Here is a 24,839-nt window from a genome sequence, read left to right on the forward strand (position 1 = left end):
ATTTTTTTGTTACTGTGTCAGCACGATATCTTCGGCTCTTGCAGTATCATCAATTACATATTTATTTACGTCCCAAATCAAGTATCTGAATTTGAAGCTCAGCGTTTCCGCAGTGATTTGCTTACTGTCATGCATGATAAGTGCTTGTGAATAGTCCTTTGAGTATAACACTTTGTAAGCATCATCATCTTGATCTGTTACTTTGTCAAATACACGTATTGCGCCTCGATATCCAACGGTACTTCCTTCTTCAAATATTTCTTCTTGTCCATTGATTTGCTCAATTGGAATTTTAGGAATATTGAAAGGTTCTGGATTTCGGATCAAAATTGCTATTACCTTTCCGTCGCCATCAAGAATTTTGTTGAATTCTGTATTGACTGCTGGATCTAGCGGATTCATTCCTAATACACCTTCTAACAACCTGTCAAAGACATCTAGATATTGTGTTTCTAAGGCATCACTGTTTGCATCTGGATTTCCATCTACAATGTTATATGCCGTATTGATATCATCTGTTGTTAGGTTTGGAAGTGCTACATTGAAGACCGCTTGTCTGTTATTCGCTGAATCATCTTCATCAATTAACATATAGCTGTTTACTTGTGCTTCAAAGTTTTGATAACGTGACGTTTGGAATACGTAATTGTGTACTTGTTCACTCGACACCACATCATTACTTTCTGTCTCAAAGGCATTATAAATTAATGCTGTGTACAGTTTTTGCGGTTTCAAGTTCGTTAAGACTACAGAGTATGCATAGCTTTGCGGCTTGATTGCATTTCCTATCGTAAACGTACATTCGATTGCATCGTCATTTTCATTAATGTAGTTAATGAAATTGTTGAGCATTCTGATATTCAACGGAATTCTAGGATCGTCATCATTAATCCATGTGTCTCCATCTGGTCCAGTTCCTTCTGGTGATGGTACCGTTTCATCGTAATCAATTGGTAACGGATATGGAATTGTCACATTACTTACCGGATCTTTGATGGCAATATGCATTGCTCCTGTTAATGGATCTGAACCTAAATATTCTTCCCAAGAACGCAACATGTGGTATGCTAACGGTTTGGTGAAATATAACGTGATTCTACACTGCTCTTGTCCATAGAATACTGGTTTCGCTTGCAATAAGTTACCATCTGCATTCGGATACGATTTATCGTAATCAATGTACTGACGTAACGATGTTAATGGATACGTATCTGGATTTGTAAGTTTTCCTGATAAACTTGGAATACCATTGTCATCTACACGGTTTTTGATCGTATTGATATTCGATTCGTCTTCGTATTCATTTCCATAGGTGACACCATCCGCGTTGTGGAAGTGTCCAATTGGTCCTGCCGTTTTGAATCCGTAGTAATAATCAAATGTATCTCCTCCTGCTCCATTATCAACTTCATCTTTTAATTGATAATGCACATAGAACGTTGAGTTTGGTCTCCAGATAGGTTGTGCAGTTCGTTGTACTGCTTCTTCCATATCTTGTTGCTCTTGCTCAATAGCATCCATTCCAGGAATCGTTTCATTGTATTCATGTTGCTCTATAGATAACCAACATACTTGTTGTATAGATGTATTACATACTTGAGGTTCTTCCACAGTTCCTCCATCGTTACATCCGCAATCTCCAGCTTCTTCCAACAGTTTGATTAATTCAATTGCAGATTCGTTTAAGTCTCTGAATCGAAGGATTTGCTCATGATGTCCAACTAAACCTTCTATTCTGTTTAATATTACAACATAGTTATCGTATTCTGTTGATACAGCTGCTGGTAAGGTTACTCCTGGCACATTCGCTAAGTCCTTAATTACTTGTCTGAACGCTCGGAAGCAATCTATGTTTGCATCTACTTGTGCACTCGTTTCTGTATTTAAGAAACATTCGTTGTAAAGGCGAACCAATTCGTCATATGCCGCGCAGATTACAGGATCTTTTTTACAGTCACCTGCACATTGGCAATCACCAAGTTCATAGATTTTATCTAAGATGGTATTTGCATATATAAGTGCGCCGTCTAACGTTGGTGGTCTTGCCACTTCTGGATATCTTACCAATGCATTCATGTCTGCAGCTAATGCTACTAACAATCCGTATTGTGGATTTTGCGAATCAAAGAGTTCAATACTATCAATCATTTTTAAGAAACAAGGCCAATTTTCATTGAATAAGTCTCTCGCATTGTTATTGATACATTCAAATAATGCTGTTTTTAAGAATGCGTGGAAATCACATAATGTTTCATCTTTGTTACAATCTCCATCGCCGCCTCCAGTATCAACCGGACACAATTCTTTTTCTAACTGCAAGTTTTGCTCTAACGTTCGAATTTCACTAATTACTACGGGTTGTATTCTATTGTTTTCAACCAATGTATCTTGTTTGACGTATGTGAACGTACGTTTTGGCAATGCCGTAGTTTTCACTTCTTTTATCGTCACACAACTTGACAATTCGTCTTTTAATACTGCTAAGTACTCATTTGTAATTAATGTGTAGTTCTTTTGCTCACCATCGTAGTGGATATCTTTGATCCCTGCAATTGGCGTTGGCGTATTAAAATTGAACGTCGCATCGATGGCTAAACTTTGATCATTTTGAATACCAATTCTGTAGATTGGAGCTGCGTTATTAGCAACAATTACACTATTTGGTATGTCTGAACCAGTAAGTTTCCAGTTTCTGAATACTGGTAATACTACAGAACTTATTTCTTTGAATTCTTTGTCATTATACGGTATGTATGTGAGTGTAGATTCAGAAGTTGTAATATTGTCAAGTATAAAGTATAATCTATCTTCATGCATGATCATATCTGTAATTTCAACTTGCGATTTGCTGTTGATGAGATAGTTAAACTTTAACTGTAAGTTTGCATCAAAATGTACCATGATTGTACTGTGTGGATTTGGCGAAGTCACAGATCTTCTACGAATTCCAATCATTAATCCTCCTTGCGGATCTAAGCAGCTAGCCCCAACTTCATACCAGTATTTTCTACCATTATTCAATCCTGTTTGATTGATAACCTCTCCATTTTCATTGATCTCTAATACATACAAACGATCTCTTGTACTTGATAGACATGTAATGAAGAATGTTCTCTTATTCGTTTTCACGACAGACATTCTGAACTCGTCTAAACCTTGCTCGCAGGTGAAGTAACGTTGCCACAGAATAGTTCCGTTAGTATCCACTTTTAAGTAGTATAATCTTCTTGAGTATCCTCTTCCGATGATTAATAAGTTTCCATCTGAAAGCTCTTCAATTTCCTTGAATCGGATTGGTTGCGAACCATCAATATAGTATGCTCTGCTGAAAATTACTTTTCCAAAAGCGTCTAACTTTGTTAATACACCATCGTTGTAATTAGATCCTGCAACATTTACAGACGGATATCCAACCGCATAGAAATTACCTCCAATAAATTTCATTTTTGAGTACCAATTCACACGTTGTGAGTTTGTCTCTGGATGGAAGTATTTGTATGAGTTAAAGATGGTATTAGAAACACTAATTGTACTTGGATTTAATACAACACTTTTAACAGCTGTTGATGCAACTGGTTGTACTTCATCTTTCGTTTTACCACAACCTTCTTCTCCAATGACCATTGTACTAGAAGATAATAATGACTTAAGTTGCGCAATTTGATTGTCACATTCTTTATGCGTTTTGAAGTATTCAATACGTCGTGCAATTACTTCTCCTCTGTTGTTTACAATATTGAAATAGTATCTATTATCTACCGTTTCTTTTACAACAACACTCGCTTGGTCATTTAGAATCGCTGCAACAGAAGCATTTAATTCATTAATAGCTGCTTCTTTTGAGTAGTAACGTGTACTGCTACTTAATGCGATTTCACATTTTTCATTGTACACTCTGAAACGATATTCATCTTTTCCATCAGTGTCGATTTCGTTGTAAATCTCAGCTACAATTCGTTGCTTAGGCGTTGCATTTGTTTGTACAGAGCATCCTTCTGCTTCCAATTGTGCTAATTCTGCTTGCAATGCTTCCAATTGTGCTTGTTGTGCAGCTGTTAACGGAATAATTTGCCCTGTTTCACTATCATATGTTGCTTCTTGCAATTCTGCAATTTGCTCACGAACTGCACGAATTAAATGTGCATTGGCAGATTTTGGTGTTACCGTAATTTTCGATGTTAATTCTTCTTCGTTTACATATACAACCTCACTGTTTAGTTCGAGTTTTGTTTTGTATACTTCATGAATTAGTTCGTATTGCGGCGTACTGTTCGTATCACTTAAAATTGTTTTGTAATAACGAATTGTTACTCCTTCTGCATACGTTGTTAACCTTAATTTTGTTTCTACAGAAGCTTCTGGCAGAATGATAATTAATCGGTCTGCATTGCTAAATTGTAACGATTGTGCAAAGTCATGATTGTTTTCTACATCAGTAACTTCCATACAACCTACTGGTGTTGGCTCATTGGATGAGATTAGTAATGTTTCCGTACTTCTCATTGGTGCTGCCAAAGAAGATCCACCTGTATTTCCGTATTGTCTACTTAAATATAACGTGCTGAATATTTGCGCATTCGCTCCAGAAGAAGCAAATTCATAATCAGATTTTACACGAACGGAAACATTCAAGTTTTCTGTATCTGTAGATACGTTTGTAAACTCAAAACTAGTTAACGGCTCACTATTATTGTCGAATAAAACTGTATTAATCGCAGTTAAATATGTTTCTGCAAGTTCTACTAAGTTCGCAGTAATACCGTCTGTTTCTGTATAAATGAGTGCACTACTTGTTCCTAAATTAGGATACGAGTTGGAACCATTTATAAAGGCACGCATACGATCTAAGTATACAGTATCAACATTTTCTCCATTGGTAGCATGAACTAACGGTATTGACCAATTCATGTCTTGTACATAAATTGTTTGTTCTAAATCGCCTGTACCTTCTTCAATAGAATAGTATGCGCCATCAATGTAATGACCTACATATCCGTTTGGTCTGTAATATTTGGTTCCTAATGGCTTTTCTAAGAAGTCTGAACAATCGCCCGTTTCTGCTGTTGTTACACAGTATAATTCTGAAGGTGTAATTCCGTATTCTTCAGGAATAAACCAACCTGGTTCACCAGCTTCCATGTATGAGAATGGATTTGTAGCTAGTAATCTGATTGAATCATATTGTTCACCATTTCGTTGCCAGTATCCAATACGTAAGTGATTTACGTTTGGTCTTTCTGCTTCAGGAACAACGGCTTCAAATGGGTGATATGGTCGCCAGTTGCTTCCATCTGCCATGTAAATACCAATATTTTCAATAGAGTATTTGTGTTTTACTTGACGTAATTCGTGTCCGCCTCGAACTACTTTGTTTGGCGGAATTAAGTCTGTAAAGTTTTGAGCTGCACCTGTATGTCCTCCAATTTTATCAGAGATTGCACCTGGCACTAAACCTTTCATTGCTTTGAAATCGATATACGTATCTAAAGGAATGACTTTGTCTATATTTCCTGCTGTTGGAACACTTGAGAAATAATTTAATTCGAAAGTTTCATTCGTTAACATGTGTACACCTTGCACCGCTTCTCTGGTTCTGTCTGGATAGTTTGGATTGGTTCCATTCGCTAATGGCGGAATTGCATCTCTATTGACTGTTTTATCTTTCTCCCATTTCAGTTTTACCTTGAATGTTTTACAGATTTTCACAATAATTCTGATACATACACGAACTCTAATCTGAGCAAATAATAAGAATGGTCGCGCTGCTTCCGCAGATAAAATGGCATCAAGACTCACACGGAATCCAACAATTTTCCAGACACTGATTGAGATGGTTCCTCCAAAGGCAATATAACCTCCTAATTGGAATCGCTCAAAGCTTATAAATCCGCCAACTTCTACATAAGCACTGATTTCTACTTTGATTCCGAAGAAATTTTTCTTCAATGATAAATCGACTCGCGCTCCAGCTTCAATTCCTCTTGCCGAGAGCATTAAGAACGATTGTGCTGTAATGATGGTTAAGACTCGTGCTGTAATTGGCGAATCTTTAGTACCGAAGTTTAGATACCAAGCAGATGGATTGTTAAAGAAGAATCCGGCTTGTACTTCTGCGTATAAATCAATAATCCAACCGTTTGATTGTGGCAATTGATAATCGGCTCCAAACCAGAATTCGAACGAATCATCTCCAACTGCAACACCTGCAAAGAATGGTGGTTCTGTATCGTCTAAAATTCCTAGTCGCTCTCCAAGAACATTGGCTCTACCATCTAAGATAAATACGGATGGTAAGGATAAAATTGCCATGAGTCGTGTGGAGAATAAGTATCCGTCATCGTGCATGGTTCCTAATACCGTTCCTGCACCAATAGCAACTGGTATGTTATATTGATCGGTTCGTGGTGGTCCACTGAACTTATCGAAATTCACACCTCGTTTTGGATACGTGTAGTAGTCATACCATGTGTCTTCTCCTGATACAAGTCCGATCGCTTCTTTTTCAGCTACGTATTTGTATCCGAGTAATCCTCCAAATCCGTAGAATGCTAATCCTGTAGCAGCTAATGGAATTGGTGTTGGCATTTCGATTCCTGCTTCAATTAAGAATGCTGGTTCTTTTGGTTGCAAACGCATTTGCGCAGCTCCACTGATTCTTGCTTTTGGAAGTTTTAAACCAATTTTCCCTTCGTATTCAGGAGATTCTCCTGGTTCAGGAATGGATAACATTCCGTTAATGATCGCCAATGCAGAATCTGGATCAGCCGTTCCTGGAATGATTAAATCAACTTCAATGGTTTGAATACGTAAGAAGCTGTCTCCATCTCCTCCATGTTCATCATTATCGGTTGTGTAATAGTATTTGATTCCTTCTCCACGCGCGTCAATTCCTAACGGATCTAAACTGATGGCTCCATCAAATCCCCAATAGTTGTATTTACGCATGACACCATCTTTTTCTTGTTGGTGTGATCCGAAGTGAATTCCGGTTACCGCAATTTCAATTGGTCCAAGATTTAGTGAAATATTTGTTGGAATGAATGCATTTCCTCCCACAATTTCCATAGATCCATCTTCGTATACGCGTAGTTTTGGCAATACAATTTTTTGATCGCCTAGTACACGTTGCATGATTGCATTTTGGAATGAGATTTCGCAAGATGTTCCTAAGAAGAATTTATCTTCAGCTTTTCCTATTTCTGCCGATAAGAAATTGATCGTCATAAAGTTGAAAAGTTCTAACGGAAATCCTGATGGTAAAAACGTTGCCGTTAATGAGAAATCATCTTCACTATACCAATGTCCTTCTAAGTCAATAATTGCCTTTTCGGTAGGATTGTTTGGGTCTTTGAATTTTGGAATTTCAACACGCGCTTTTAAGTTGGATTCTGTTACTTGTCCGTGATAAAATGTTAAGTCAAATCGGTTAAAACCTAATCGCCATGCTTTGTCAGGATTGCTTCCTAACTGAAACCACATGAATTGATTTGGATCAATAGTGCTTATGAAACTGTTGTAATCTGCTTCTTTTTCAAAATTGAGTATTCCGGTGTTTGTTGTAATTGATAATGGATACTTGAATTTTAATTGATACGGATTATCTAAGGCATTGATATGTGCCACCAAGTTAGACAGAGAAGTAATGTTCTCATCTGTTCCATTAGAAACTACCGTTACGGGATAGTTGACATCAAAATATTCTGAGAAATAATCAGTTACTTGTCCCGCTGCATCTACCGCATACGTTGCTCTTAAAGCAATTGTACCTGACATTCCTCCTGTTCCAATCAGTAATCTTTCTCCTGTAATGGCGAGTGTTTGACCGGTTTCTTTTTTGAACCATTTTTTTGGTAAGTAAATGGTTGTCAAATCGGTATAAACTCCCATAAATTCAGGTGGACGATTGTCTAAATCGGCTTCCGCAATGTTAGAATTCTTACTTAAATCAATCTTTAAGTTCTGAATGTCTATAATGAGTCCTGTATTTCCAATTTGTGCTGGGAAGTTGGTGTTTAGTACTAAATCTAAATTGTATCCAAAACCTTCTTCCGTATCTGCATAGAACAATGCTTCTCCAAAGGTCAACATTACTTTTGGACCGCCGTTTGCGTCTTCTGGCAATTCTGTTAAAGGTTCTCCCATTAAAGAATTATCACACGGATTTACTCCAAATTCATCATATACAGGTTTTAGAATGCTTCTAGGAAATTCGATTCCTGCTGATAATGTGAGTGTTGCACGTGCTTTTGGAATGAGAATATTTTTGATATATTCTTCAATGTCTTGTGGCAATAACGATCTGAAAAACTCTTTTAGTTTTACTTTCGTCTCGTTCAAGTCATTCTTTAAAATGTAGGTAATAAAACCTATAAGTGTCGCATATTTTTGCGTTTGTGCGTGTATTTCAGAGACAACATCTGTGAGCTTCGTTTCTTGCGTTGGTGTTAGCAAGTTTAAGTCACTATTTGCTGCATTGATGTCATTTACAAATTGTTCTAGATTTGTGGTAGTATCATCTATTGGTTCTGTAAATGTGTTAATGAAGTTAGCAATCGCTTGTTCTTCTGATATATTGAGCACGCGCAATGCGATTTCAAAGAATTCTTGAGGAGAGAAAGAGAAATTATCTAAATTAAAATCTCTTAAGTAGGCAAGTACTTGCCATTCGTATTCCACTGTAATTGGAAATGCTGATATAGTTGCATCGTCTGCATCAGGATTTAGCACTAAGTATATTCCTGTGCTCGGTAATTCTATATCTAAACGTTGTGATACGATTGATAAGCTGTAAAAAGCCGCATCTCCTCTTGGGCTTTTATTGTATTGTAAATCCTTGTAGTGTATTTTATCAAACAAATACACAATTCCATCTTTGATGAAACCAAGAATATCCGGTATATCGTCTGTATTGACTACAGATGACAGTTTTGGATAATACCTATGCGCTACAACCGCTGTATTATTATTTTGACCTGACATATTATATTTTTTTATTTTTTATGATCATTTTTTATTTCAAAATTTAAGTTCAGCCAATACTCTTCCTCCCTAACACATGTTAAGCGTTAAGATTCAGTTAGTTATGGTTTTAAACTTTTTTTAGAAGGAAGGAATGATTTCTGAACTCATATAATAGTCAGCTAAATCCTGAGACATTCCTGTTAAATCTCTTAGTTCTTGAATATCAGAAGCAGTATTTAATAATACAATAGACTCCTGTCCATCTTCATCTACATGAAAATTATTCCAATTCAATTCCCATAATAGTCCACTACTTTCATAGTAAGTACATTCAAAAAGTTCTTCTTTTGGATTGATACTTCTATCCCAATAGTATTTACGGGTTCTATCGTATTCATAATTTCCATTTTCATCTTTATAGCCATGTGCTACTAATTCTTGATTAGGATCGAATAACTCTAAGATTGTCCCTGTCAATACTCCTGCTAAATCATACGAGAATTGTTGTTTTAATTCATAACCACTATACATTTGGCTTTCAACAATATTTATCCATTTATAACCAGCCGAAGACGAATTATTAACTACTGTTTGATGGTTTTCATTACTCGTATTATTATACAAGAGTCCCATAAGTTCATTTTCGTAAAACTTTTCTTCTTTTACTACAGCTCCACTATCATAATAAACTTTAGAATAGTCCGCTAGTTCATTTGCTTGTTGTACTGTAATGAAATTTCCTTGTGAATTTTTATATTTTATACTCATAATTTTCTATAAATTAATTGTGAATTCTGGTGGTAAACTTATACTCCTATCTCCTATGGGAGTTCTAAATATATTGAAATCTATTTTTTTCTTTGCACTGACATTTAAATTTCCCATAAATGAACTTCCTTTTAGATCAGACATGAATCTAGTAAGTTTTGGTTGTCCGCTTACTATCTTAAATTCAAACAAGCATCTAGGATCTATTTTCTCTGCATTTCTTGATGCGTTTAAAGCCTTTTCTATACTGTTGATCTCATTTTGGAATTTACCTCCATTTTTAGCACTAAAACTTTTTAAGGTTGCTAGAGCATCGTCATAAGATTTTATTAAATCATCATATTTACTAGGATCAAGATACAATACTATATCCAGATCAGGAGGTGCTAATTTAGTTAATGCAGATCCTCCAATAGTAACTCTGTCTGCAATTTTATATTTACTAAATAAAGTACTAAGTTCTGTGGTAAATGTTGAAAAATGACCTGCATTGATAAAAGGATATGGAACTCCATTATTCAAAAAGTTTTTATAGTTGGTCATCCATTCTTTTACAGATACTTTCCCAGTTTGCTTTAAGGTTCTATAACTTTTTATTATGAGTCCATTTATTGCTTCTAATGACAAATTATTTGCTAATCCATGGTTTACCATTTCATAAACATCGTCCATAGTATGCAACTGGTTTCCAGTAGGAACAGGTACATTGTTGACAACATTATGCGCAATTTCTGAGAAAACTTCTCTTCCTTTTTTAGCATTTTGAAGATCGGTGATTCTATAAAATTCATCATAAAACTCCGTAATATTTCTGAATCCTTTGACTTTAGTTAAATCGTTGAACTCGTCCATAAAACTTGGATTTGTATCAAACTTTAGCTTCGTCTTTGGTCCACGTGAAGTAATAATTTCTCCTAACTCAAAAGCTAATTTTGGATCTATATTTTTGGCATCCAATAATTTATTTGCTAATTGAGGGAAATCTGCAGCCAAGTCGTTAATCATTTGAGTAGCGCGGACTGTTATTTTATTTCCTACTGTTAGCATTACATCAAGTACCTCTGTTGGCAATTGATTTGGAATTCCTTGTGAACTTAAATTATCAATTTCTTTTAGTACATCATCTGCACTTTTTACAGCTCTACGACGACTAAATATTGCTTTTCCAGCTGATGCCAATGTAAGTCCTAAGAAACAATAACTTAGTTTCTTATTTAGAGCAGCCAAATCAGGATCGTTTGTCGTTGTTGCTTGATAATTAAAGAAGGAAGAAAACATTCCGGCAGTAACCGCAGTCACTTCTGCTCCACTTTCTATTCCTCTCCAAAAAAGTACTGCTTCAGTTCCTGTTACAGTTCCTTGCCTTACTTTATTGATCTTAGTTATATGTTTCAAGTGACGGAGATGACGTAAAGCTCCAGCTCCTCCTGTTGCGAAAAATAGTCCAATTTCAATTATCACTTCAACAGCAAAAGAAATGGCTGCATCAATATTTTTTAATCGATCAAATTCTTCTGCATAAAAGAATAAAAATGCTGGAATAGGTTCATGACTCGGTATTGTAAGTTCCAGGTCTGCTTCATATCCAATGACACATATTGGTTGATAGATATGATAGTCACCATACACCGAAGCTGTTGTTAACTCTTGAATTCCTGTTTGACTAAAAGCATTTAAATAGGTGGTAGTACTTTTTTTATTGATCGTTATAATCTCTTTATCAAGTTCACTTTTTGGAGTATAGGTTACTTTTGTTGATAAAGATTTAAAATAGATATTTCCATTTTCTTCAGATTTAATAGTTTCAAATTCCAAGACTGGTTCAGCTCCACTAATAATATTTCCGTCATCATCATATTGTGCGTAATACCTAGCGCCTCCTGTTGAACTTTCATCTAAGAAAAAGGCTTCCGTACTCATTCCGTCATCATTTACTGGAACTCCAGCTGGAACATGGAAGAAATTGTATTTAGATATTTTCCATATTTTATGTAATGCATTTATGAAATGTTGTCGATTATTGTCTTCATCAACAAACCATTGAATGATAACAATTCTATCTAAGCGTTGATCATCCATTAAATAGTACAAGACTTCAAAATTGGTTTTATTCCCGTCTCTAATTTTCAATAGAAAATCTAACATTTTGTTAGCTTCACTATAAGTTGTGATGGAAGCTAGCAAATAAAGAATATCAACCTCATCAATTTCCTCTTCATTATCTTGATCTATTTCATCCATTTTCATGAAACGATCGAGCATTTCTATACGTTGATCTATTGGTATTAATTTTAGATCACTAAAAAGACTTGAATATAAATACTTAACTCTTCTATCACTATCTTGTTCGGTAGTAATTACATCTCCATCTTCATCTACAGGATCGCCTGAAGTGTTTACTGGAAACAGCGTATTTTCATCGTTGTATCTTAAGTTATCATAAAAGTTAGCCAGTATAGCTCTGTAACGGGCAAACTCTTTTAAGTTTGGAACCGTAGGCAGCACCACTGATGCATCAATAGCTGGAACTGAATCGTATAGGTATCCCCAATCTTTAAGCAATTCACCAATAACTCTGTCAATAATAGGTAAATTGTCATATTGAGTATTGTTTGAATTTGCATATTTTTGATAGATTGCAACTTTTATTGTTTCGATATCATTTATAGCTAATTTTCCTATTACTTCTCGTTGTATCCAATATATTTTAAAGCATATATGACACATTGTTTTAGCAAATAATTTTTTGCTACCAATAGGACTCTCTTCATCACTGTCAAACTTAATAATTACATAATCGCTTTCTAGTTCATCTGGAAGGTCTATCCATTCTTGAGTTGACAAATGGTCTGCAAAGTTTTTTGCGTAAAAGCGACCTGTAGCTGTATTTGAAAAAGGTTTCGTTTCTAGTGTGCTTGTTGCATTTGGAAACTGATCTGTTCTTCTATATTTTTTAAAATCTGAATCAGGTGGAATTGTGAATGAATAAATTCTATTCGTAAAATAATGTGACAACGGATCTTGATCTACTCTTTTAAATGTAACCGTATCATCTTGTTTTGCTAATTCAAATCCCCATCCTGTTTCTTCATATGAAAGAATTACTGGAAATTTATGAGTGAAACCGCTTTCTGTTTCATCGTTCTTTAGTGCATTTAACTTTAAGCTTCCTCGTTTATATTGTGTAAAACTACTTTTTAAATAATAGCCTGATTCATATGTTTTATCTTTTATGTCCTTACTATTAAAATCTGATGCAGAGAAGTATTCATATTCTAAGGTTCCAATTTTGAACCTTAATAATACTCCAGAACTCCCCATAACCATATCATTCGAGATATCATATCTATCAGATATTGTCCTTACGGCAAAGCCGTTATATATTATGACTGCGTCCATTATTCTTCAGGAATTTCTATGTTAGTGTAATTTTTTTGACGTAACTCTGGTATAAATTCAGAGTACTTGGTAGAGGCAAATACAAATTGATCTAAAGAGTATAGAATTACTGCATCTTGTGGCTCAAATAACTTTAAAGCACCAGTAGCATCTTCTCCTACTACTCCTACATGATATTTGTAATATTTTACATTCTCTATAGATGTAAAGCTTTCTTTATCACTAATCGATTGTTTGATAAAATACAATCGCGTATTACTGATACTATTAGTTTGCATTAAGCTTTTAAGACTTCCCAATTCAGTATCTAAAAGACCTATAATTTTTTTAGTAGGTGTACTTCCGTCATCAACTGTTAAAGAAACACCTGTTACCGTTGTTTCATTATCTGTGAAAAGTTTTTTCTCCAATTTGTATGGCAATCTTGGCTGATAAAAACGATTCTCATTATCTGCATAAGTTTGAGTACTAGATTTTGTACTATCTATATGAGACGAATTATTACTTTTATAAGGAGAAGCATCTCTTTTAATATCACTTACTAACGTTTCATAAGTAACTCTGTTGATATATGTGTTCTCTTCATCTGTTAACAACCTATCTTCAATTTTCTGATACTTTATAACACCAGTATCATTACTAGCTGACGTATTTGGAAAATTAATAATTTGTAATCTTTCATCAATTATTGTTGGTAATTGTACATTACTGGCTGAAGTATTAATTATAACAGCATTTAACATTCCAAAAACATCATCAATATCCTTGATAACCATGTCTTTTGGATGAGCCGTTGGATTACTTGCTGGTACATATCCTTCAACAATCATTTCTCTTGATTCACACAAAACATTCACATACGAACAAATGACATCTGTTGTTGTGGCATTTACATTCATCACGATAGATTGTGTAAAAGTCTGATCAGCTTCTGGATCTTGTTCTAATAAGTTTTTGTCACGGATAAAGTTTTCTTCGTGCTCAGAAGCTACTCTACCTAATTGCACATACATAGAAGCATCTGCATAGTTGTCTGTAGTTAATTGAAAAGCAAACGAAGTATTTTCTGCCGGATCACTTACTATTGTGGTAGTTTCGTGAATTGGCCATTCGAATGTTCCAAATGTAGTTTCGGATAAAGTTGACGAATCAACTCCAATTTTCATATTGTTTGTATTGGTATCTGACACCTCATAATTTCCATAGAAATTATACGAACGTTGGCGATTGGCTTGGATGTATATGTAGACTTTATTTCTGGAATAAAAACCATTCATCATTCCGTAAATATCATCTTTGGTCGTTAATGGAGTTGTACTGTCTCCTACATATAACTTTCCTGCTCCATTGGCGTGTAATCCGTATAATGCGGCTACATCTAAAAACGCAGTTGCATTTTCTTTGTACAATCTTTTCTGAAAACTGTCTGTAATTGTTGACGCATCTAAGCTTGAATTTGCTGCTCTTGCATAGGCTAGATCTAGTTTGAAAGGATTTGGATCGTTTTCTATATAATAATCACCGCGATTTAGCACGATATCTATTCCTATTTCTCCTGTTGCATTTCCTAAATGTGTTCCTCTTGGAATGGTAGGAAACTCAAAAGCTTCCGATGGTTCTTCTTCTCCTGTTGTTTCATCTAGAACAGTTGCAATTTTGAAAAAATATTGATCTATCAAGTTTGCTCCATCCTGCGCCGCTAATTGGTCTGTGGTATGCGGATAGCCTATAAAATCTGCCATAAAATCTGGTGCATTGTCATTTACACCATCTGTTCCATAAAATTGAAGAAACTCGGACCATATATATTGTACAAATCCGGTTCCTGTTGTCTCACTGCCTGCGATTTCTCCATTGCTGTTTACAAAGTCGCTTTTATTCAAACCTCTATAGATTATATATTTTATAGGAATGTTTGAAATTGGCTGTCTAAAAGGTCTAAGTATAAGGTTTACCTTATTTGCATCACCTGTTTGCGGTTGTATAAAAACCGTTCCCTGACATAACGCGTATACTTTTTTAGTTCCACTGAAGGTCAACGTACTGGTAGTATTAAATTGATTCAATGAAACTGCTCCAAATCTTTGCGGCTCTGACTGAGAAAAACTCGAGTCTTCCAAAAAGAAATGTGATTTTGGCTGTAGTAGCGGCATCACATTACGTCCTTCTGAAGAAGTCGTCAAAGATTGATACTGTTCACTTGTTTCTGCTGTATTTGGCATAATAAATTACCTAATTATTTTATATTGTTTTAACTATTGAAAGCGCTAGCATTTTCAATAAAATATTTCATGAATGAATAGGTTATCATCATTCACCATCATCTCTGTTGGTAATTTAATTTTCTTGGGAGGAGTAATTAACTTTTAAACAATAGCGAATTACTGATTTTAAAAAGGAGGGAATATTAAATAGCTTAGGTTGACGCTATTCAACTCAAAGTTAGTAAAAAATCTTACACGTAAACCATTCTCATTTTAAAAAACCTGTTATTTTAATGTTAATTTATGATCACTTTCACAGGGAATTGAAAGTTTTTCATCTAAAAAAGCAGTTTTTTAAACCAATAAAAGAATTTTCACTCCTTTTATCCATTCATATTTGTTACAAAGAACCAAATTATTATTTAAAATTCTAATTTTTCAAACCAAGGCATTCTGTAGTTGCAGTATTTACAAAATACTACTCTCTTACTTACATTTTTAAACTTATATATCATAAAACCTTTACTAGTTTTCAGAAGAATGAAATATAAACTGACAATTTTAAATTGTTTTTACTATTTTTATGATAATGAAGAAGTCATTTTTTAAAATATTAGCAAAATTAAATAAGCTGTTATTGCCTTCTTTTTCAAAAAGACGGTTAGATTTAAGTAAAGCTTCCAAATTTCAATTAGCCATTATTGGTTGGCGTTATTACGTCACTACCAAAGCGTTAGATTGAATGTTCAATTTTTATTTATTTGATAGCTATTTTAAAAGAGCTTATAAAAGTTCAAAAAAGATAGAATTTTACACTTTATTGTTTGGTTTTATTGTAAAAAGAAATATATTTGCACCCGCAATAAGCAATAGGCCTCGTAGCATAACTGAATAGTGCACTTGATTACGGCTCAAGAGGTTGCAGGTTTGAATCCTGCCGAGGTCACAGAAATTGTAAAAACCTGTAGTTTAAAAGATTACAGGTTTTTTGTTTTTATACCCGAGTGGACAGTTCTATATATGTCTTTGATTTTAAGTGATTCTTGAGTTAGAATCCTACTTAATACTAATATGATCTAGTCATTAATAGTTGTATTTTAAGTAATTATGCATCATAGTTTACGTTAAACGTTTTTCAATTAATAAAAATAAAAAATGTATAGCATAGTCAATACGAGAGTTTTTGAATGCATTTTATAGTTACTAAATATGCAATAATTTGTTTATATTTGATAATATAATACTTCAAATCCTATGGGAGCAATTGAATTAAGAAATAAAATCATTGAAATTATAAACTCGTCAGATGAACGGTTTTTGCGAATGGTAAGTGCATTACATAAAACGTATTCTGAACAAGAGCCTACTGATTTCTATGATGAACTCCCAACAGAAATTCAAGAAATACTTATGGAAAGTAGAAACCAAGCTCGTCAAGGAAAGACTCGCTCTCACAAAGACGTAATGGATGATTTTCGAAAGAAATATGACATAGCTTAATACGCTTATGAATGTTATATGGACTCCAACTGCTGAATTATCATACGCAAAAGAACTAGACAAAATCAGTAAGAAATGGTCAATTAGTGAAATTATTAACTTTATGAATCTAGTTGATAATTTTGTTAAAAAATTGGAGTCAGGAATAATTGAGGGCAAAGTATCACAGAAAACAAATTTGCGCTCATTTGTAATCTCCAAACAAACAACATTATACTTTGATGTTTTTGAAGACACCCAAACCATAGAACTGCTGCTATTTTGGAACAATAAGGACAATCCGAAAGAGTTAAAAGAGTTTTTTAACCTCTAATTTTTCGAGAATTTGTTAAATAGTATTTAATAATACCGAATGTTGTTTCACAAACAAACTTATCTCCCTCAAATCCTCTACCAAAAAGTTCGAACTTTGAAGGTTCGGGGTCACAAGAAAAAAGCCTTACTAGCAATAGTAAGGCTTTCTTGTTTTTTAAATATTAATATTTAAAATCGTGTAGAATTTCGCTTCACCAATTTCGTTTCAAGTTCAATAATTTTAGGAACAATATCTTTTTTCTTTTTCTTAGCTTTTAACTCTTTATATAACTGTTTAAATGCCATTTTTCCCATTTCAAAACCTGGTTGATTAATTGTTGTCAAAGAAGGTGTAATGGCAGAAGACATAAACCAATTGCTAAAACCAACAATAGAAATATCTTCAGGGATTTTGATATCTTGTCTATTGAATTCAGTAATTGCGCCAATGGCAACTAAATCGGTATTGACAAAAATGCCATCTACATCTGTATGTTCCGATAAAATTTTCCGAGCAAACATTTCGCCTACTTCAAAAGTCATGTCGTCAAAAATATAAACCAAAGATGGATCGTATGTCATATTATTATCGAGCAAGGCTTTCTTATAACCCAAAAAACGATCAATAGAATTTTGTGGTAACAATGGACCTCTAAAATGGGCAATACGCTTGCATCCTGTATCAATTAAATGCTGAGTTGCGGTGTAAGCTGCTTTTCTATCATCTATAATAACTTTAGAACATTTGATAATTTTGGCAATCTTATCAAACATTACAATTGGTTTCCCTTGATCCATGATATCGGTAATGTGTTTAAAATCGGCTGTTCCGTTAGCGAGTGATATCAGAATTCCGTCGACACGTTTATTCATCAACAAGTCAAGTTGTTTCTTCTCTAAGGCATACGACTCATTCGATTGCAAAATGATAACCAAATACCCTTTCTTTTCTGCCTGACTTATAATTCCTTTAATCACGCTTGAAAAAAAGTGATGTACAATCTCAGGAATAATCAAACCGATTGTTTTAGATTCTTCCGTTCGTAAATTAACGGCGAAAGCATTGGGCTTATAGTTCAATGTTTCGGCAAGCTCTTTAACTAAAGCACGGGTTTTTTTACTAACATCAGGATATCCTTTTAAAGCTTTTGATACTGTAGTGACAGAAATCCCTAAAGTCTCTGCGATATCTTTTAAAGTAACTGGTTTCATGGAAACTAAAGTAGTTTTTTTATTTAAAGAATGACCAAAATACAAAATCGAAAACGTTTTCGGTAAAATCGAAAACGTTTTCGATGAGAAATATGTAAAATAGTAGCATCATAAATATAATTTAGCTAAAAATTAATCCAAAAAACTATAAATAATACAATGAAAAACTATACTAACTTAAAAGGTCTTTGTTCCTTATTATTACTTTTGGTTACGACGTTATCATTTGCGCAAACCAAAATTTCAGGTACTGTAAATGATCAAAAAGGAATGCCTATCCCAGGTGTAAATATTATTCTTGACGGAACTACAAAAGGAGCCGTTACTGATTTTGATGGAAAGTTTGCTATTACAAATGTGGAAGATGGAACTTATACATTGAAAGCTTCTTCAATAGGATATTCAACGTACAGTCAATCAATAACAGCAAACGGAAGTGCTATTGTACTTAAAATAACATTAGCAGATGATGCCGAATCTTTAGATCAAGTAATTATTACAGGTGTAGTAAATCCGAGGTCAAAAATAGAATCGAGTATATCTGTTACAAGTATGCAGCCTGCAACTATAAAACAATCGGCACCAAGAACTACCGCAGAAATTTTTAGAACAATTCCTGGTATTCGTGCAGAATCATCTGGTGGAGAAGGAAACGCAAACATTGCAGTACGCGGTGTGCCAATATCTTCTGGCGGATCTAAATACGTACAATTACAAGAAGATGGTTTACCTGTATTATTATATGGTGATATTTCTTTTGGAACAGCAGATATTTTTACTCGATTTGATTATAACGTAAAAAGAATAGAAGCAATTCGAGGAGGTTCAGCGTCAACATTAACGTCAAACGGACCTGGTGGAATTATCAATATTATCAGTAAAACAGGAAAAAATGAAGGTGGAGCTATCGGAACTACATTTGGTCTGGATTACAACTCGTTCAGAACTGATTTTAGTTATGGTTCAAAAATAGGAGATGGTTTATACTTTCACACAGGTGGATTTTACAGAGCTGGAGAAGGTGTCCGTGAAACAGGATTTACAGCCAATAATGGAGGACAATTGAAATTAAGCTTAACAAAAGAGTTTGAAAAAGGTTCAATACGTGTGTATGCAAAATACCTTAATGATAGAGCTGCTGCATACTTACCAATGCCAATACAAGTAACAGGTACAAATAGTGATCCAGATTGGGGAAATGCACCAAACTTTGATGCTACTACAGGATCGTTACACAGTGCAAATTTGACACAAACAGTTGGACTTGGTGCTGATGGACAATTACGTAGAGGTGATGTAACAGATGGAATGCGTCCAATATCAACTTCAGTTGGAATGCAAGCTAATTTTGATTTAGGAAATAACTGGAAAGTAAGTAACAATGGACGTTTTTCTTCTAATAATGGAGCTTTTGTATCGCCATTTCCATCGCAAGTAGCAGATGCAACTACTATAGCAGATTCTTTTGGAACAGGTTCAACACTAGCTTTTACAGATGGAACTTCAGTAAGTGGAAGCAGTTTAGTTGCTAGAATTCACATGTTTGATGTAGAACTAAACAACTTCAATAATTTTATGAACGATTTCAAATTATCCAAATCGTTTGATAATTTAGATGTTACCGTAGGATATTTCAAATCATTTCAAAGTATTTCAATGTCATGGTTATGGAATTCATATTTACAAGAAGTAAACGATGATAATGCACGTTTAATTAATGTATTTGATGCAACAGGTGGCGCGTTGAGTGAAAATGGTTTGTATGCGTATGGAACTCCTTTTTGGGGGAATTTACACAGAAACTATGATACGGACTACAATGTTTCTGCTCCGTACGTAAATTTTATACTAGAAGCATCTGATAAGTTTACTATTGATGCAAGTTTACGTTATGACAAAGGACGTGTTTCAGGTTCATTTACAAGTGGAACAGAAAGAGAATTTGATGTCAACAATGATGGAGTTATTTCTGTGCCAGAGCAAAATGTATTTGCTGTTGATACTGCAAATCCTACTGCCGTAGATTACGATTACGACTATGTATCGTATTCATTAGGATTGAACTATAAATTACAAGACAATCAAGCTGTTTTCGGGCGTTACAGTAGAGGTGCTTCTGCAAAAGCAGATCGTATTTTATTCTCGGGATTAGATTATTTAGATGGAGATCGTATAAATGCATTAGATTTTATTAATCAGGCAGAAATAGGATATAAGAGAGGTTTTGAAAACGGAGCAATCTATGCAACAGCTTTCTACGCAAAAACAGAAGAAGAAGGCGGATTTGAAGCATCTACAAATAGTATCGTTGAAAATGATTACAAGTCATTGGGTATTGAATTAGAAGGTTTTTACAGATTTAATGACTTCAGTTTACGTGGAGCAATTACTTGGACAGACGCAGAAGTAGATTCTGGAGACAACGCAGGGAATACGCCAAGAAGACAACCAGATTTCATTTATAACTTAATTCCATCATATAACTTTGGAAATGAAAAACAAAATTCAGTTGGATTAAGTTTCATAGGACAATCGAAAGCATTTGCACAAGATTCTAACGAATTGGTAATGCCAGGATTTTTAATAGTAAACAGTTTTGTTAATGTTGGGATCACAAAATCACTAAACGTAAACATAGCAGCAAATAATATATTTGATTCTTTAGGAATTACAGAATCAGAGGAAGGAAGTATTGTAGAAGGACAAACAAATATTGTAAGAGCAAGACCTTTACCTGGAAGATCAATCTCTCTTACATTACAATACATGTTTTAATTATTTGAATACCATAAGTTTTTTAATTAGTTTAAAAGAGTTGATGTCAACTGATATTGGCTCTTTTTCTCATAAAAAATCACATACTATGAAAAGCTTTTTTTATAGCTGTATACCATATTTTCTTTGTGTATATTGAAATAGATTAAGTTTCTTATTTTGAAGATACTACGATTAGTAAGTAACTAGTTGAAAAGAGAAGAAATTGCGTTTGAAAACATTCTAGAAAAAATAACTGAGTAGCATGAAGTTTAAGAAACCTAAATTAAGTTTTTGGCAAATATGGAATATGAATCTTGGGTTCTTCGGAATTCAATATAGCTTCGGGTTGCAACAAAGTGCAGTAACTCCAATATATGATTTTTTAGGAGCTGATCCATCGCAAATCCCTTTATTACATCTTGCAGGACCTATGACTGGTTTATTGATTCAGCCCATAATTGGAGCAATGAGCGATAAAACATGGCACTCAAAATTTGGGCGAAGAAAACCTTATTTTTTTATTGGCGCAATGATTTGTAGTATTTGTCTCTTAGCATTTCCTTTTAGTAGTTCCTTATGGATGGCTGCAGGTTTGCTTTGGATTTTAGACGTAGGAAACAATACAGCAATGGAACCCTATCGAGCTTTTATAGCAGATAAATTAGATAAAGAACAACAACCATTAGGATTTCAAATGCAGAGCTTCTTTACTGGTTTGGGACAAGTGTTAGCAAATGTCTCTTTGTTTATATTTCCAATGATTTTTATTGGAACAACAGGTTCTTTACCAACTTGGGTGTATGCATCCTTCTTTTTAGGAGCAGTTTGTTCTATTGGTTCCATTTTATGGACTATGAAAACCACAGATGAAATTCCTCCAACAGAAGAAGAGTTACTAACTTTAAAAAGTGAGAAACGAAGTGTTTTTTATCCTTTTATTGAAATATACGAAGCCATTGGCGATATGCCTAAGGTAATGTGGCAATTGGCGCTGGTATATTTATTTCAATGGTACGCATTGTTTTGTTATTGGCAAAACTCTTCTAAAAGTGTTGCGCTTTCTGTATGGAATGCCACACCAAAAAGTAATCCGGAAGCTTATGAACAAGCTGCAAGTTGGACAGGCTTGGTAAATGGTTGGTATAATGCTGTTACTTTTTTAGTTGCCTTTGCGTTGGTTGGATTCGCAAAAAAATACAGCCCAAAACGTGTACACGCTTTTTGTTTAGTACTAGCGGCTATTGGATTTTTAGTGTTTCCGCATATCGAAAATAAAAACATATTATTTTTTGCCATTACTGGATTTGGTATTGGTTGGGCTAGTATGATGGGAATTCCGTATTTAATGGTGGTACACAAAATTCCAAAGGAGCGCTACGGTGTGTATATGGGAATTATTAATATGATGATTGTCATTCCAATGTTGCTTCAAACCGTATCATTTGGCTATATACTAGAACATTTTTTAAACAACGATCCGCGAAATGCCATCACATTTGCAGGCGTATTATTATTAATTAGTGCTGTATGTACATTATTGATTCAAACAAAATCAAAAGAAAAAGTTGCAATTACATGATAAATCAATCATACATACAAGCTAAAAAACTACTTTTTAAAGCGAGTTCTGTAAAAGGTTTTTTAGCGAGTGCCGAAAATATCACAAATTATAAACGTGTTTGGGCGCGCGATGGTGTTATTTGCGGACTTTCTGCCTTGTTAGATGGTGATGAAACATTAGTAAAAACATTCAAAAACACACTACAAACACTTGCGAATCATCAACATGAATTAGGACAAATTCCATCCAATGTTTTTTTTAAAGAAACTAATGAAGTTGAAGTTAGTTTTGGCGGATTAGCAGGTCGCGTAGATACTATTTCATGGTTTATAATAGGTGTTTGTAATTATTGTTGGATAAAGAGGGATGATGAATTACTAGAAAAATTACTCCCAAATATTGAAAAAGGATTCAAGCTATTGGAAGCATGGGAATTCAATAACAATGATTTAATATATACGCCACGATCTGGGAATTGGGCAGATGAATATATTACTGAAGGACATACATTTTACGATCAAGTTTTACGCTTATGGGCGTTGCGATGTGTGCAAAGGTTAAAACCGTCTGAGAAGTTTCAAATAAAGATTGATCGCATCACAGAGAAATTAAACGGAAATTATAGAAAAACAAGCTATCAAACACCTTTTCATCCAAAGGCATACAACAATTTGGAAGATACTTCTTATTGGATGGCTTCTGTAAATCCTTCAGGGTACCAAACGATGTTTGATGCATTTGCAAATTCCATTGCACAACTATTACAACTTGGAGATTCTGTTTTTCAAAAAGAAGTAACACGTTATTCTGAAGAATTGCGAGAAAGCTTACCGCTAAATTTATTACCTGCATTTTGGAAAACGATTCAAGAAGAAGATGACGATTGGAAATTGCTTGTCAATAATTGTAAATATGAGTTTAGAAATTTCCCGTATGAATTTCATAATGGCGGTACTTGGCAAATGGTAAATGGTTTTTACGGAATGAGTTTGGTAAGTCAAAATTATATAGAGAATCCTCAAAGTGTGTTGAAAGCAATACAGCAATTAAACGCTAAAGAGAATTATGGCTTCTATGAAAATTTCAACACTAAAACTCAGAAAGCTATCGGAGTTCCGCAGTGTACATGGAGCGCCGCAGGAGAAATATTATTAGAACAATACATTAACGGAAAAAGATTATTAGTTTGATCACAAATAAAGAAATAGATATTCTTTGCGTAGGTGAAGCCTTGGTAGATTTTATTGGACATCAAGAAGGTGTGCTTACCAACAATACCAGAGATTACCATAGATATTTAGGCGGATCGCCAACCAATGTAGCGATGAATACGGCACGTTTAGGACTCAGCACAACGTTGGTGGCAAGTATTGGCGATGACGGATTGGGTGCGTATATTTTAGAAAGATTAGATGAAGTTGACATCAACGTTGACCATGTTAAAACTGTTGCTACAAATCCTACATCAATTATTTTTGTATCACGATCGTTACACACGCCAGATTTTATTCCATATCGAAATGCAGATGTTTTAATTACAGAAGATCAAATACCAACAAGTTTATTGGAAAAATCAACTATTTTTCACACTACTTGTTTTGCGCTAAGTAAAAATCCTGCTCAAAAAACAATCATTTCAAAAGCGAAAGAAGCATCTGAATTAGGTTGTAAATTGAGTATTGATATTAATTATTCTGAAAAAATATGGAAGGATAAAGAAAATGCGTTGCAAATTATCAAAGAATATTGTAGTTACAATCCGTTGGTGAAAATTAGTCAAGATGATATTTCACGCTTATTTGATGATGTATTAACTCACGAAGAAGTCTTTGATTTTTTTCATAATTTAGGTGTTGATTTGGTTTGCTTGACCTTAGGTAAAGAAGGTGTGAAACTATCACAACGCAACCAAAAAGTAATAGACATGCCAGCCATAAAAATCAATAAAGTTATGGACGCAACGGGTGCGGGAGATGCCTTTTGGTCAGGATTTTTGTTTGCATATCTAAAACACAATACCATTGAAAATTGCCTTCATATAGCATTAAACTTAGCAGCACTTAAACTTCAAAATGTAGGTAGATTGCCAAATAATATCAATATACTGTCTGAGCTATTGAAAAAATAAGTTACACACTTTCACAAACAAACCAATCTCCTTCAAACCTTCCACCAAAAAGTTC

At 34.3% G+C, this 24,839-nt stretch carries 12 protein-coding genes and 1 tRNA gene; 8 read left to right on the top strand and 5 right to left on the bottom strand.

The window, feature by feature from the left end:
• Positions 1–9: 9 nt before the first annotated feature.
• The 4 genes from Q0845_RS17030 to Q0845_RS17045 form a co-directional block, all read right to left on the bottom strand.
• Entirely contained in the window at positions 10–8,979 is an 8,970-nt protein-coding gene (locus tag Q0845_RS17030) for a hypothetical protein (protein ID WP_298515762.1), read from the bottom strand.
• Between the two features lie 120 nt (positions 8,980–9,099).
• A complete protein-coding gene (locus Q0845_RS17035; protein WP_298515765.1) occupies positions 9,100–9,729 on the bottom strand; it encodes a hypothetical protein in 630 nt (209 codons plus the stop codon).
• A gap of 6 nt (positions 9,730–9,735) precedes the next feature.
• Complete coding sequence (locus Q0845_RS17040; RefSeq protein ID WP_298515768.1) at positions 9,736–13,128, bottom strand: hypothetical protein; 3,393 nt, start codon at positions 13,126–13,128, stop codon at positions 9,736–9,738.
• Positions 13,128–15,350, bottom strand: coding sequence for a hypothetical protein (locus Q0845_RS17045; RefSeq protein WP_298515771.1), 2,223 nt, complete (start codon positions 15,348–15,350; stop codon positions 13,128–13,130). The genes Q0845_RS17040 and Q0845_RS17045 overlap by 1 nt, the downstream gene beginning before the upstream one ends.
• Positions 15,351–15,921: 571 nt before the next feature.
• On the opposite strand from Q0845_RS17045, the gene Q0845_RS17050 reads away from it, so the two are divergent.
• The 4 genes from Q0845_RS17050 to Q0845_RS17065 all read left to right on the top strand — a co-directional run bounded on the left by Q0845_RS17050 (position 15,922) and on the right by Q0845_RS17065 (position 17,145).
• Positions 15,922–16,074 carry an SsrA-binding protein gene (locus Q0845_RS17050; RefSeq protein WP_298515774.1) on the top strand — a complete coding sequence of 51 codons (153 nt, stop codon included), beginning with the start codon at positions 15,922–15,924 and terminating at the stop codon, positions 16,072–16,074.
• Positions 16,075–16,204: 130 nt separating this feature from the next.
• Positions 16,205–16,278: transfer RNA gene (locus Q0845_RS17055), tRNA-Arg, on the top strand.
• 308 nt (positions 16,279–16,586) lie between these two features.
• The gene (locus tag Q0845_RS17060) at positions 16,587–16,832 is read left to right on the top strand and encodes a hypothetical protein (protein ID WP_298515777.1); all 246 of its coding nucleotides are present in this window, start codon (positions 16,587–16,589) and stop codon (positions 16,830–16,832) included.
• A gap of 7 nt (positions 16,833–16,839) precedes the next feature.
• The gene (locus Q0845_RS17065; RefSeq protein WP_298515780.1) at positions 16,840–17,145 is read left to right on the top strand and encodes a hypothetical protein; all 306 of its coding nucleotides are present in this window, start codon (positions 16,840–16,842) and stop codon (positions 17,143–17,145) included.
• A gap of 170 nt (positions 17,146–17,315) precedes the next feature.
• Here the strand turns inward: Q0845_RS17065 and Q0845_RS17070 are convergent, their stop codons facing one another.
• Positions 17,316–18,338, bottom strand: coding sequence for a LacI family DNA-binding transcriptional regulator (locus Q0845_RS17070; protein ID WP_298515782.1), 1,023 nt, complete (start codon positions 18,336–18,338; stop codon positions 17,316–17,318).
• Positions 18,339–18,497: 159 nt separating this feature from the next.
• Between Q0845_RS17070 and Q0845_RS17075 the strand changes: the two genes are divergently transcribed.
• From Q0845_RS17075 to Q0845_RS17090, 4 genes are all read left to right on the top strand, one after another.
• Positions 18,498–21,113: a TonB-dependent receptor gene (locus Q0845_RS17075; RefSeq protein ID WP_298515784.1), complete on the top strand. Its 2,616-nt coding sequence runs from the start codon at positions 18,498–18,500 to the stop codon at positions 21,111–21,113.
• A gap of 244 nt (positions 21,114–21,357) precedes the next feature.
• On the top strand, positions 21,358–22,674 hold the full coding sequence (locus tag Q0845_RS17080) for an MFS transporter (RefSeq protein ID WP_298515787.1): 1,317 nt from the start codon (positions 21,358–21,360) through the stop codon (positions 22,672–22,674).
• A complete protein-coding gene (locus tag Q0845_RS17085; protein WP_298515789.1) occupies positions 22,671–23,846 on the top strand; it encodes a glycoside hydrolase 100 family protein in 1,176 nt (391 codons plus the stop codon). Before Q0845_RS17080 ends, Q0845_RS17085 begins: the two co-directional genes overlap by 4 nt.
• Positions 23,846–24,784, top strand: a complete 939-nt coding sequence (locus Q0845_RS17090; RefSeq protein ID WP_298515926.1) for a carbohydrate kinase family protein — start codon at positions 23,846–23,848, stop codon at positions 24,782–24,784. The genes Q0845_RS17085 and Q0845_RS17090 overlap by 1 nt, the downstream gene beginning before the upstream one ends.
• Positions 24,785–24,839: the final 55 nt, after the last annotated feature.

The sequence above is a fragment of the uncultured Kordia sp. genome (genome assembly GCF_947489565.1).
Lineage (GTDB): Bacteria > Bacteroidota > Bacteroidia > Flavobacteriales > Flavobacteriaceae > Kordia.